Genomic DNA, 11190 nt, shown 5'->3' on the forward strand with positions numbered 1-11190 from the left:
GATCCGGAGATCCCGCCATGCTGGTCGTACGCCCCGCCCGCCCGGCGGACCTGCCGGCCCTGGAGCGGCTGGCCGGGACCGCCACCCCGCGGCTGACCAACCTGCCGGCCCACCGTGACCGCCTGGAGGAGCGCATCACGCGCTCCCGCCAGGCCTTCGCCCGCGAGGTGGACTTCCCCGGCGACGAGCACTACACCTTCGTGCTCGAGGACCTGGAGCGCCGGGAGGTGGTGGGTACCGCCACCGTCCGCGCCCAGGCCGGGGCCGTGGATGCCTACTACACCTATCGCCAGGAGACCCTGATCCACGCCTCGCAGCAGCTCAACGTGCGTCGCGAGGTGCAGACCCTGGCGCTCTCCCACGAGGTCTCCGAGGCGAGCCTGCTGTGCGCCCTGTCGCTGGACTCACGCTACAAGGGCACCAGCGCCGAGAGCCTGCTGAGGCGGGCGCGGCTGATGTTCATCGCCCAGTATCCCGAGCGCTTCTCCGGGATCCTGGCCATGGCCTTCCCCGGCTACCTGGACGACGCCGGCGAGTCGCCCTTCTGGAACAGCGTGGGGCGCCACTTCTTCGTGCGTGACTACCAGGAGATCAACTACCTGGCCGGCGTGCGCTCGAAGAGCTTCATCGCCGAGGTGATGCCCCAGTTCCCGCTCTACCTGCCGCTGCTCACCCCCCAGGCCCGGGCGGCCATCGGTCGCGAACACCCCGACCACGAGGTGGCCATGGCGGAGATGCTGGCCGAGGGGTTCCTGCGCTCGCGCCACGTGGACATCTTCGATGCGGGCCCGGTGATCAAGGCCGAGCGCGAGCGCCTGGCCAGCTTCCGCCGGGCCGCCTGGCACCCGGTGCGCATCCGCCCGGCCCATGCCCTGCCGGATGCCGAGCCGGCCATGGTCGCCAACCAGCGCCTCGAGGACTTCCGCTGCGTGGTGGCGCGCTATGCGCTGTCGCCCACCGGACAGCTGATGCTCTCGCCGGCCCATGCCGAGCTGCTCGGCGTGGAGGAGGGCCGCGCGGTGCTGGCCGCCCCGCTGGCGCTGCCCGGAGACGGGGCGGACGACCCCGGCTACGACGAGGGAGAGCTGTGATGCGTATTCGACCGATCGCCGAGGGGGACCTGGACGAACTGCAGGCCCTCGCCCGCGAGACCGGCGTGGGGTTCACCTCGCTGCCCGAGAACCGCGAGTTCCTGGCGGCCAAGATCGCCACCGCGATCAGCGCCTTCGAGGAGCGCACCCCCGTGGACCAGCGGCTCTACTTCTTCGTGCTCGAGGACGAGACCCAAGGGAAGCTGGCCGGCTGCTGTGCCATCGAGGGCCAGGTGGGGCGCGAGGTGCCCTTCTACCACTACCGGCTGGGCACCCTCGCCCACTCCTCGGTGCAGCTCGACCTGCACCGCACCATCGACACCCTCTTCCTGAGCTCCGACCACACCGGCGATGCCGAGGTGGCCTCGCTGTTCCTGCGCCCCGAGTACCGCGGCCGCGACCGGCGCCACGAGCGCAACGGCGCGCTGCTCTCCATGATGCGCTGGCTGTTCATGGCCGAGTTCCGCGACCGCTTCCCGGAGAAGGTCCTCGCCGAGATGCGCGGCGTCTTCGACGAGCACGGCAAGAGCCCCTTCTGGCACTGCCTGGGCAGCCACTTCTTCCCGCTGGACTTCGATGAGGCCGACCGCCTCACCGGGCTGGGGCAGAAGAGCTTCATCGGCGAGCTGATGCCCAAGTTCCCGATCTACACCCCCTTCCTCTCCGAGGAGGCCCGCGCCTGCATCGGCCAGGTCCACGAGCAGACCCGTCCGGCGCTGGCCATGCTCAAGCAGGAGGGGCTGCGCTGGGAGGGCTACATCGACATCTTCGACGGCGGCCCCACGGTGGAGGCCTATATCGACGACGTGCGCGGCGTTCGCCTGTCGCGACGCTGCCGGGTGGAGGTCGCCGAGGCCCCGGCGGTGGCGGCGCGGCCGCGCTGGCTGGCCGCGACCACCGGCATGGCGGGCTTCCGCGCCGCCTGGGTGGGCCGCGGCCCCGACGCGGCGGGCGTCATCGCCCTGAGCCCGCAGGAGGCGGCGCGGCTGGAGGTCGGCGCCGGCGATACCCTGCGCATACTGGATACCGAGGAGGAGGCGTGATGAAGGCGAGACACCAGCTGCTGATCGGCGGCCACTGGCAGCCGGGCGAGGGCCCGGCCTTCAGCAAGCGCGACCCGGTCTCCGACGAGCGCCTCTGGGAGGGGGCGGCGGCGTCCGAGGCTCAGGTGGCGGCGGCGGTGGAGGCGGCCAGGGCCGCCTTCCCGGCCTGGGCGCGCACCCCGTTCGCCGAGCGGCAGGCGCTGGTGGAGCGCTTCCGCGAGGCGCTGGAGAGCCACCGCGAGGACCTGGCCACGGCCATCGCCCACGAGACCGGCAAGCCGCTGTGGGAGGCGCGCACCGAGGTGGGGGCGATGATCGGCAAGGTGGCCCTCTCGCTGCGCGCCTACCAGGAGCGGACCGGCGAGCGCGAGCGCGACCTGGGTGACGCCCGGGCCGTGCTGCGCCACCGCCCCCATGGCGTGATGGCGGTGTTCGGCCCCTACAACTTCCCCGGCCACCTGCCCAACGGTCACCTGGTGCCGGCGCTGATCGCCGGCAATACCGCGGTGTTCAAGCCCAGCGAGCAGACCCCGCTGACCGCCGACCTGGTGCTGCAGTGCTGGCAGCAGGCGGGGCTCCCCGCCGGGGTCATCAACCTGGTCCAGGGGGCCGCCGAGACCGGCCAGGCGCTCTCCGCCGACCCGGGCATCGATGGCCTGCTGTTCACCGGCAGTGCCCGCGTGGGCGGCCTCCTGCACCGCCAGTTCGCCGGCCAGATGGACAAGATCCTGGCGCTGGAGCTGGGCGGCAACAACCCGCTGGTGGTCAGGGACGTGCCGGACCAGGACGCCGCCGTGCTGGCCATCCTGCAGTCGGCCTTCCTCTCCGGCGGGCAGCGCTGCACCTGCGCTCGGCGGCTGATCCTGCCCGAGGGCCAGGTCGGCGACCACCTGCTCGATGCGCTCTGCGACGCCGTCTCCCGGTTGCACGTGGCCGGCCAGTTCAGCGACCCCGCACCCTTCTACGCCGGCCTGGTCAGCGTGGCGGCCGCCGATGGCCTGCTCGCGGCTCAGGAGGCGCTGGAGTCCCTGGGGGGCACGGTGCTGTCGCGGATGGAGCGCCTCGTCCCCGGCACCAGCCTGCTGTCGCCGGGAGTGGTCGACGTGACCGGCCTGGCGGTGCCCGACGAGGAGCACTTCGGGCCGCTGCTCAAGGTCCATCGCTACCGCGACTGGGACGAGGCGATCGCGCTCGCCAACGACACCCGCTACGGCCTCTCCGCCGGCCTGATCGGCGGCGAGCGGGTCGACTGGGACGACTTCCTGCTGCGCATCCGCGCGGGCATCGTCAACTGGAACCGCCAGACCACCGGCGCCTCCGGCGACGCGCCCTTCGGCGGGGTGGGGGAGAGCGGCAACCACCGCCCCAGCGCCTTCTATGCCGCCGACTACTGTGCCTACCCGGTGGCCTCCATGGAGAGCGAGGATCTCCATCTGCCCGACCAGCTGCCGCCGGGGGTGAGCCTGTGAGCGACCAGCCAAGACCGGATCGCGACTATCGCGAGGTCAACTTCGATGGCCTGGTGGGGCCGACCCACAACTACTCCGGCCTGGCGCTGGGGAACGTGGCTTCCATGACCCACGGGGGCCTGGTGGCCAACCCGAGGGAGGCCGCCCTGCAGGGGCTGGCCAAGATGCGCTCGCTGATGGAGGCCGGCTACGCCCAGGGGGTGCTGCCGCCCCAGCAGCGACCGGACCTCGGTGCCCTGCGCGCGCTGGGCTTCTCCGGCAGCGACGAGCGGGTACTGGCCCGGGCCGCCGGGGAGGCGCCGCAGATCCTGCGCGCGGTCTGCTCGGCGTCGAGCATGTGGACGGCCAATGCCGCCACCGTGACCCCGAGCGTCGACGCCCCGGATGGCCGGGCGCACTTCACCCCGGCCAACCTGCAGTCGAGCTTCCACCGCTTCCTGGAGCCGGCCACCACGGCCCGGGTGCTGGCGGCGATCTTCCGCGACGAGGCGCACTTCGCCCACCATCCGGTGCTGCCCGCGACCCCGGCGTTCTCCGACGAGGGCGCGGCCAACCACACGCGGCTCGCCGGCGATCACGGCGAGCCCGGGGTGCACCTGTTCGTCTACGGCCGCGAGGCCTTCGGCTGGGGCACCGGCGAGGGCGTCATGCCACGCCGCTTCCCGGCCCGCCAGACCCTGGAGGCGAGCCAGGCGGTGGCCAGGCAGCATGGCCTGTCCGAGCACCAGGCGGTGTTTGCCCAGCAGCACCCCGAGGCCATCGACGCCGGGGTCTTCCACAACGATGTGATCGCCGTGGGCAACGGACCGGTGCTCCTCTATCACGAGATGGCCTTCCTCGACGAGGCGGCCACCCTGGAGGCGCTGCGCGAGCGCATGGCCGCGCCGCTGATCCCGGTGCGCATCCCCCGGGAGGCGGTGAGCCTGGAGGATGCGGTGGCCTCCTACCTGTTCAACTCCCAGCTGCTGTCCAACCCGGACGGCTCCATGACCCTGGTGGTCCCCGGCGAGTGCCAGGAGCGCGAGAGCGTGTGGCGCACGATCCAGGACCACCTGCTGGCGGGCCAGAACCCCATCGGCGAGGTGGTGGTCAAGGACGTCAAGCAGAGCATGCGCAACGGCGGCGGCCCCGCCTGCCTGCGGCTGCGCGTGGTGCTGGGCGAGGCCGAGCGCCGGGCGCTCTCCGGCCGCGTGCTGCTCGACGCGCCGCTGTATGCCGAGCTGACCGCCTGGGTGGAGCGCCACTATCGCGACCGCCTGGCGCCGGAGGACCTGGCCGACCCGCAGCTGGCCGAGGAGTCGCTGGCCGCCCTGGACGAGCTGACCCGGATCCTGGCGATCGGCAGCGTCTATCCCTTCCAGCGGGCCTGAGGGGGCCATGGGCAGCGACTCCGAGGTTCGCATCGAGCGGCTCCGGGCCGACTCGCCCCACCTGGCCCGGGTGGCCGGCTGGGAGCACGACCAGTGGGGCTACCTCTCTCCCGGTGAGACCCGCGCCTCCCGCCGGGCGGAGCTCGAGGCGGAGTGCGGGCCGGGCGGGGTGCCCTCGGTCTTCGTGGCGCTGCACGGTGAGCGGCCGGTGGGCACGGCGAGCCTGGTGGCCGAGGACATGAGTGATCGTCCCGACCTGGGCCCCTGGCTGGCCTCGGTCTACGTGCTCCCCGAGTGGCGGGGGCGGGGCATCGCCTCCCGGCTGGTGCGGCGAGTGGAGGCCGAGGCCCGCGAGGCCGGCATCGAACGGCTCTGGCTGTTCACCCCCGACCAGCAGGCGCTCTATGTGCGGCTCGGCTGGCGGGAGCGGGTATGGTTGTCCTACCGCGGTGAAAGGGTTGCCATCATGGAGCGCTGCCTGGCGGAGGAATGACACCGCGCCCGCCGCGTGGCGCTCCTCGGCGGCGGGCGCTGCGACTTAACCGCTGCTGGCCGCCCCGCCCACCACGCCGCCCCGCAGGCCACTGCGGTTGCCGCTGGCCTGCAGGTGGCTGGCCACGGCGTCTTCCGGGGAGCCTGCCATCTCGCGGAACATGCCCATGGAGCCCAGTAGAGCGGACGACTCGTAGGGTACGAAGACGCGCTCGCCATCCTTGGCCATGGTCGGCAGTACCTTGATATAGCTCTGGCCGAGCAGGTAGCCCACCACGGTGCGCTTGTTCTCCTCGCTGTCGCCGATGGCACTCAGCACCAGCTTGATCGACTCCTGTTCGCCCTGGGCGCGCAGGATGGCGGACTCCTTGTCGCCCTGGGCGTTGAGGATGGCCGACTCGCGCTGGCCCTGGGCCATGGCGATGGCGGCGGACTTCTCGCCCTCGGCTTCTGTGACCGTGGCGCGGCGCTTGCGCTCGGCGGCCATCTGCAGACGCATGGCGGACTCCACCTCGTCGGGCATGGCGATGTCCTGCACCTCGACCCGCGAGATCTTCACCCCCCACTTGGAGGCGGCCTCTTCCATGGCGGCCTGGATCTCGTTGTTGACCTCGGCCCGGGACTCGAACAGCTTGTCGAGCTCCATCTTGCCCACTACCGAACGCAGGGTGGTCTTGGCCAGCACCTCCACCGCCTGGCTCATGTTCTCCACCTCATAGACGGCGCGCTTCGGATCGATGATCTGGTAGTAGAGCGCGCCGTTGATGTTCACCGTGACGTTGTCGGTGGTCACCACCGGCTGGCCGGGGAAATCCATGACCGTTTCGCGGCGATCGATGCGCGTCTCGCTGCTGGTGATCGCCTGATACTCCTCGCCCATCTTGCGATAGCGGATCATGGTGATGGCGCGGGGCTGGTCGATGAAAGGCACGATGATGTTGATGCCGCTCTCCAGCACGCGGTTGAACGACCCCAGGCGCTCGATCACCATCACCTCCGACTGGCGGACGATCACCAGCCCCTTGGCGATGATCAGGATGCCGATGACGACGACGATCAGGGCGATGATCAGCCCCGGACTGACGGGAAGGTCCATGTGGAATTACTCCGTGTGGTGACTGGCGCGCGGGTCCGGCGCCGGGTGGGCAAGGTGCACGATGGCGGTGGTGCCATCGAAGGTCTGGAAGACGACCCGGGTGCCGGCTGGCAGGTCGGTCTCGCCGCTTCTTTCGCCAGCGTCAGCGGCGACCCGAAGACGATAGAAGTCGCCGTTGATCTTGATGCCGCTGGCGCCGTCGAAGTCGCGCCTGAGGGTCATATAGGTGCGGCCCTTCTCCACCCCGGTGCCGGTGGTGCCGTAGGCCACGCCGCGGGGCGAGAATCGGGGGCGGATGACCCACACCGCCAGCGGCACCAGCACGCCGGAGAAGAGGCCCATGCCCAGCAGCTGCCAGGGAAGCGACAGCCCCAGGCCGGCCAGGGCGGCGGTCAGGGCGGCGGCGATGCCGAGTGCCAGCAGCACCAGCCCGCCGGTGGTGAGCTCGGCAAGGCCCAGCAGCAGGGCGACGATCAGCCAGATGACGGCAGGGTTCCAGTCCATGGGGCGTTCCGTAGTTCGAGGCTGGTGAGGGCGTGCATAGCCGATGGCAGTGTCCATCGAGGGTATCTGGTTATCGGATAGTGGGCTACGCCTGTTCGTGGGCACGGCAGGGCGTAACGGGTTCGCTGCCGGGTCAGAGAGGTAAAATCGCGATATGCTGCACGCATGATGCCGAGCTGCCGCGAAGGAGCGCGCCCGCCATGACCCTGCTGACCTGGATCGGCATCCTGCTGTGCCTCTCGCAGTCGGCGATGTTCTCGGGGCTCAACCTGGCCTTCTTCTCGATCAACAAGCTGGAGCTGGAGATCGAGGCCCGCCGGGGAAATCCACGGGCGCAGCGGGTCCGGGCGCTGCGCCAGGATGCCAACTTCCTGCTGGTCACTATCCTGTGGGGGAACGTGGCGGTGAACGTGCTGCTGGCGCTGCTCTCGGGCTCGGTCATGGGAGCGGTGGCGGCCTTCCTGTTCTCCACCGTGGTGATCACCCTGCTCGCCGAGATCCTGCCCCAGGCGTTCTTCTCCCGCCATGCGCTGCACATGGCGGCGCTCTTTACCCCGCTGATGCGCTTCTACCAGCTGCTGCTGTGGCCGGTAGCCAGGCCCACCGCCTGGGTGCTGGATCGCTGGCTGGGAGCGGAGGCGATTCCCTTCTTCCGCGAGCGCGACCTGCACCAGCTGATCCGCCTGCACATGGAGTCCTCGGAGACCGAGATCGACCGGGTGGAGGGGCGCGGGGCCATGAACTTCCTGACCCTTGACGACGTGCCCCTGGGCCGGGAGGGCGAGCCGCTGGCCCCTGGCAGCGTGATCACGCTGTCCTTCGAGGGCGAGCGGCCGCTGTTCCCGCCGATCCATCGCCACCGCCACGACCCCTTCCTGTGCGCGCTGGAGCAGGCCGGCAGGAGCCGCGCGGTGCTGGTCGACGAGGCAGGTGACCCGCGGCTGGTGGTCGACGTCAATGCCCTGCTGCGGGCGGCGCTGTTCGATGACGGCGAGTTCCGACCGCAGGACCACTGCCACCGTCCCATCGTGATCCGCGACCCCGCGACCCGCCTCGGGGAGGTGATCCACCGCTTCCGGGTCCGGCCCGAACACCGCGAGGACGACGTGCTGGACGAGGACGTGATCCTGCTGTGGGGCGACGAGAAGCGCATCCTGACCGGCTCGGACGTGCTGGGACGGCTGCTGCGCGGGATCGTCCGGCAGGAGCGTGCAAGCAGCTGAGCGCGCGCGGTAGCGGCGACCTGGGCTATCCTTGGCGCGATTTCTTGGCCTGACGGTAAAGGAGCACCAATGACCGGGCTGATCTACTGGCTGGACATGGCAGGGGTGATCGTCTTCGCCCTGTCGGGCGTGATCCTGGCCTGCCGCTCCCGCATGGACCCCTTCGGCATGCTGGTGCTGGCGGCGGTGACCGGCATCGGCGGCGGCACCCTGCGTGACCTCGTGCTGGGCGTGCGCCCGGTGTTCTGGGTCACCGACCCCACCTACCTCTGGGTGATCCTGGCCACGGTGGGCCTGTCGATCCTGGGCTTCCACTACATCCACCGCCTCTCCCGCGGCTTCCTGCCGGTGGCCGACGCCTTCGGCCTGGCGCTGTTCACGGTGATCGGTACCCACAAGGCGCTGCTGCTGGAGGCTCCGGGCGTGGTCGCGGTGCTGATGGGCATGCTCACCGGGGTGGCCGGCGGCATGGTACGTGACGTGCTGGCGCGCCGCGTGCCCATGGTGCTGCGCCAGGAGGTCTACGCCACGGCGGCCATCGCCGGTGGCGTCACCTACGTGGCGCTGGATGCCCTGGCCGCCCCCGGCACCCTGACCATTGCCCTGGCGCTGCTGGTGACCCTGGGCCTGCGCCTGGCGGCGATCCACTGGGAGCTGGCGCTGCCGACCTTCGCGTGGGTGGTGATCCCGCCGGCGAAGGCCCCCGAGCCCGCCGCCGGCGACCCGCCCGCGGAAGCGCCCGCCGCGTCGCCGCGGCCCAAGGTGCGGGTCAGGATGATCCGGCCGGAACAGTCGAAGCGCCGGCCGAACAAGCCATGAGACGGGCGCCGCCGCTTCGCTGGAGCGGGCCTTGCCTGCTGTTCCTGCTCCTGCTGCTGGCAGGCTGTGCCAGCCTGGCCACGGAGGGTGCCGAGGAGCGCCATGCGCGGGCGGGGCTGGCCATCCAGGCCGTCTACGAGGAGGCCCTGCCGACGCTGCCCGCCGACAAGCAGCGCCACTATGCCCAGCGGCTCTACCGGCTGACCGGTGATGCCCGCTACCTGCCCCTCAACCGGGCCTATGGCGAGCGCCTGCTCGGCTGGCTCGAACGTGACATCACGGGCCTGGCGACCCCGGGCTACGCCGAGCGGCGCAGCGAGGAGATGGTCGCCGCCTATCCCCGGGGCAGCCGCAAGGATCGGGCCCGCCAGCGCATGCTGGGCGAGTGGGGCGAGATCCCCTTCGCCCGCCGGCTACTGTTCCGGCTGGCACAGGCGGAGTACCACGGCCTGCTCCCGAGTCTTGAGGGGCACGAGGGGGTGCTGGCCTACCTGGCAGGGGTCGACTGGGAAGCCTTCCTCACCGATCCCGGCGTGCTGGGCATCTATGCCGCCCAGGTGGCCAACCAGGTGCATTTCCTGCACCAGTTGGGCGTGGTGGACCTGCGACAGGAGGTCGTTGCGGCCTTTCGCCAGCGCTACCCGCCGGGCAGCGTCGCGATGCTCGACAGGGGCGAGTTTCACAACTGGCTCTATGGCCTGACCCACTTCGTGATCGCGGCAAGCCGCTACTACCAGCAGGAGGTGAGTGCCGAGGAGTTTGCCTGGGTGCTGGCCGAATTCGAGAGGGAGGAGGAGAGAATCCTCGCCATGGCCACCGAGGATATCCTGGCGGAGGTGGCGCTGAGCTTCCTGCTGGCCGGGCGGGAGGGGCATCCTCTCGTCGCCCGGATTCGCGACATGCTGGTCGAGGCGGTGGACCCCGCGACCGGCATCATCCCCTCGGCCGAGGGGGGCACCGACCTGGCCCGCGGCGAGCACCGCAACGTGCTGGCCATAATAGTGCTGCGCTGGCCGGGAAGGCTCTATCCCGGCCCGGCGCTTTCCGCCGATGGGCTATGAGGTCAGCAGGCTGGGTGAACGGCTCTGGAGAACGGCGGCCAGTTGTGGCCCCAACTCCTCCTGAATATGCTGATAGAGGGGCAGTAGCGCCCGATGCATGCCGGATTCGGCCTGCTCGCGGTTGATACAGTACGCACTGCGCTTGCCGTGGAAATCGATGGTGTCCCCCACCTTGGTGAAATGAAAGCCCGACATCGACAGCAGCCTGGGCAGTTTGGGTTCCATCATCGCAAAGGCCAGGCTCTTGCCGGACATGCGTCCCAGGGCATAGCCGGCCAGAAAGAGACCACTGACGAGTAGCGAAAAGGTCTCCCGTTCTTCCGGCGTGAACTCATGAGGATTGTCCGACACGCCGGGAACCTCGCTCCCCTTGATTCTCGTCCGGAATGCCCGGGAGACGGCAAGCCGCGAGATTTCGTAATAACTGCCTGCGGGGAGCCTCTGTGGATGGAGCTCCGGATGGGTAAGGCTGCGCCCGCCATAGGATTCAAGGGGCAGCCTGTCCAGAGGAGGGGGGCACTCGGGGTGGGGCATCACCAGGCGAGTGCAGGCAGCGGCGAGCCCCGTCCTGCGGTGCTCTATCAGGCAGTGGATGGCCATGCTGTCATAGGCGTCATATTCGAGCCGATTTTCCCTGTCTGTCGGCTCCTCGTATCCCAGTTCTTCACAGTAGATGTCATGTCTCAGGCGATAGATCCGCTGCTTCTCCTTAGGGCTCAGTGCCAGGCTGAAGTTGAACTCCTCCATGAAGCGTGAAAGGAGAGGGTTCGTCTCCTTATATTCCTGCCTTGATGAAGAGCATGATGTCATTTCGCTGGATCCTTCCGCCTTGAAAATTTGAAGTCTACCGGTCGAGCAGGGAGCACCATCATATCAGCCTACCTCCTTGCCGAACTTGCCGAATGCATCCTCGAGCCGGATGGGCCTCCCTAGCCCGGATGTTGCACCGGGTCAGTCAGAAGTCCCCAGATGCCATGCTCGGTGGGGATAAAAGGGCTCTGGGGGTGGAGATTGGCTGCTTT

General features: G+C 69.8%; 11 protein-coding genes. 8 read left to right on the forward strand and 3 right to left on the reverse strand.

Annotated features, from left to right (window positions below):
* Positions 1 to 17: 17 nt before the first annotated feature.
* The 5 genes from BDK63_RS16900 to BDK63_RS16920 are packed head-to-tail and all read left to right on the forward strand — an operon-like array spanning position 18 to position 5466.
* Entirely contained in the window at positions 18 to 1091 is a 1074-nt protein-coding gene (locus BDK63_RS16900; protein WP_183334115.1) for an arginine N-succinyltransferase, read from the forward strand.
* On the forward strand, positions 1091 to 2134 hold the full coding sequence (astA, locus tag BDK63_RS16905; RefSeq protein ID WP_183334116.1) for an arginine N-succinyltransferase: 1044 nt from the start codon (positions 1091 to 1093) through the stop codon (positions 2132 to 2134). Before BDK63_RS16900 ends, astA begins: the two co-directional genes overlap by 1 nt.
* The gene (astD, locus tag BDK63_RS16910) at positions 2134 to 3603 is read left to right on the forward strand and encodes a succinylglutamate-semialdehyde dehydrogenase (RefSeq protein WP_183334117.1); all 1470 of its coding nucleotides are present in this window, start codon (positions 2134 to 2136) and stop codon (positions 3601 to 3603) included. The genes astA and astD overlap by 1 nt, the downstream gene beginning before the upstream one ends.
* Positions 3600 to 4973 (forward strand): N-succinylarginine dihydrolase, encoded by a 1374-nt coding sequence (gene astB, locus BDK63_RS16915; protein ID WP_183334119.1) that lies wholly within the window; start codon positions 3600 to 3602, stop codon positions 4971 to 4973. The genes astD and astB overlap by 4 nt, the downstream gene beginning before the upstream one ends.
* Positions 4974 to 4980: 7 nt before the next feature.
* Positions 4981 to 5466: a GNAT family N-acetyltransferase gene (locus tag BDK63_RS16920; RefSeq protein ID WP_183334121.1), complete on the forward strand. Its 486-nt coding sequence runs from the start codon at positions 4981 to 4983 to the stop codon at positions 5464 to 5466.
* Positions 5467 to 5511: 45 nt separating this feature from the next.
* Here BDK63_RS16920 and BDK63_RS16925 read toward each other — a convergent pair whose 3' ends face one another.
* Positions 5512 to 6561, reverse strand: coding sequence for an SPFH domain-containing protein (locus tag BDK63_RS16925; protein WP_183334123.1), 1050 nt, complete (start codon positions 6559 to 6561; stop codon positions 5512 to 5514).
* Between the two features lie 6 nt (positions 6562 to 6567).
* The gene (locus BDK63_RS16930) at positions 6568 to 7065 is read right to left on the reverse strand and encodes an NfeD family protein (protein ID WP_183334125.1); all 498 of its coding nucleotides are present in this window, start codon (positions 7063 to 7065) and stop codon (positions 6568 to 6570) included.
* Positions 7066 to 7265: 200 nt separating this feature from the next.
* On the opposite strand from BDK63_RS16930, the gene BDK63_RS16935 reads away from it, so the two are divergent.
* From BDK63_RS16935 to BDK63_RS16945, 3 genes are all read left to right on the forward strand, one after another.
* Positions 7266 to 8288 carry a DUF21 domain-containing protein gene (locus tag BDK63_RS16935; protein ID WP_183334127.1) on the forward strand — a complete coding sequence of 341 codons (1023 nt, stop codon included), beginning with the start codon at positions 7266 to 7268 and terminating at the stop codon, positions 8286 to 8288.
* 69 nt (positions 8289 to 8357) lie between these two features.
* Positions 8358 to 9107, forward strand: coding sequence for a trimeric intracellular cation channel family protein (locus BDK63_RS16940; RefSeq protein ID WP_183334129.1), 750 nt, complete (start codon positions 8358 to 8360; stop codon positions 9105 to 9107).
* Complete coding sequence (locus BDK63_RS16945) at positions 9104 to 10168, forward strand: DUF3541 domain-containing protein (RefSeq protein ID WP_183334131.1); 1065 nt, start codon at positions 9104 to 9106, stop codon at positions 10166 to 10168. The genes BDK63_RS16940 and BDK63_RS16945 overlap by 4 nt, the downstream gene beginning before the upstream one ends.
* Here BDK63_RS16945 and BDK63_RS16950 read toward each other — a convergent pair.
* Complete coding sequence (locus BDK63_RS16950) at positions 10163 to 10915, reverse strand: PEP-CTERM/exosortase system-associated acyltransferase (RefSeq protein ID WP_246386267.1); 753 nt, start codon at positions 10913 to 10915, stop codon at positions 10163 to 10165. The two genes, BDK63_RS16945 and BDK63_RS16950, sit on opposite strands and share 6 nt — an antisense overlap.
* Between the last annotated feature and the right edge of the window lie 275 nt (positions 10916 to 11190).

Origin of the sequence: Halomonas campaniensis (genome assembly GCF_014193375.1) — a bacterium.
In the GTDB taxonomy this organism is placed as follows: Bacteria; Pseudomonadota; Gammaproteobacteria; order Pseudomonadales; family Halomonadaceae; genus Halomonas; species Halomonas campaniensis.

Coding starts and splice junctions, on each gene's coding strand:
- BDK63_RS16900 (WP_183334115.1), top strand. CDS start 18: ATGCTGGTCGTACGCCCCGCCCGCCCGGCGGACCTGCCGGCCCTGGAG.
- astA (WP_183334116.1), top strand. CDS start 1,091: ATGCGTATTCGACCGATCGCCGAGGGGGACCTGGACGAACTGCAGGCC.
- astD (WP_183334117.1), top strand. CDS start 2,134: ATGAAGGCGAGACACCAGCTGCTGATCGGCGGCCACTGGCAGCCGGGC.
- BDK63_RS16920 (WP_183334121.1), top strand. CDS start 4,981: ATGGGCAGCGACTCCGAGGTTCGCATCGAGCGGCTCCGGGCCGACTCG.
- BDK63_RS16925 (WP_183334123.1), bottom strand. CDS start 6,561: ATGGACCTTCCCGTCAGTCCGGGGCTGATCATCGCCCTGATCGTCGTC.
- BDK63_RS16930 (WP_183334125.1), bottom strand. CDS start 7,065: ATGGACTGGAACCCTGCCGTCATCTGGCTGATCGTCGCCCTGCTGCTG.
- BDK63_RS16935 (WP_183334127.1), top strand. CDS start 7,266: ATGACCCTGCTGACCTGGATCGGCATCCTGCTGTGCCTCTCGCAGTCG.
- BDK63_RS16940 (WP_183334129.1), top strand. CDS start 8,358: ATGACCGGGCTGATCTACTGGCTGGACATGGCAGGGGTGATCGTCTTC.
- BDK63_RS16945 (WP_183334131.1), top strand. CDS start 9,104: ATGAGACGGGCGCCGCCGCTTCGCTGGAGCGGGCCTTGCCTGCTGTTC.
- BDK63_RS16950 (WP_246386267.1), bottom strand. CDS start 10,915: ATGGAGGAGTTCAACTTCAGCCTGGCACTGAGCCCTAAGGAGAAGCAG.